1 protein-coding gene is annotated in these 231 nt (G+C 28.1%); it reads right to left on the bottom strand.

Going from position 1 to position 231, the window contains the following annotated elements:
- Positions 1-77: 77 nt before the first annotated feature.
- The coding region (locus tag SB658_RS27955; RefSeq protein WP_410603855.1) for a zinc-dependent peptidase at positions 78-231 on the bottom strand (154 nt) is incomplete at its 5' end.

Below are 231 nucleotides of genomic sequence, written 5' to 3'. Positions count from 1 at the left end.
GTAGTAAATTACATCGATAATTTTTTACAGAATACAAAATAGGTTTCCGGAATTTTTCTAAAAAATAAATACCTGCTTTAAACTTCTTCTTTAAAATTGATCATTGTTTTTACATTTAGATATAACTCCGGAAATTCTCTTTTAAAGATTTCCGGGGTTTCAAAAAAATGTTCGAGAATTACTGCCAGAAATTCGAATTTATTAGTGTAAGCGTACTCTCTGAAATACTCC

The sequence above is a fragment of the Bacillus sp. SIMBA_008 genome (assembly GCF_046535495.1).
GTDB lineage: Bacteria > Bacillota > Bacilli > Bacillales > Bacillaceae > Bacillus > Bacillus subtilis.
This window is presented reverse-complemented; position numbering and strand designations above follow the sequence as displayed.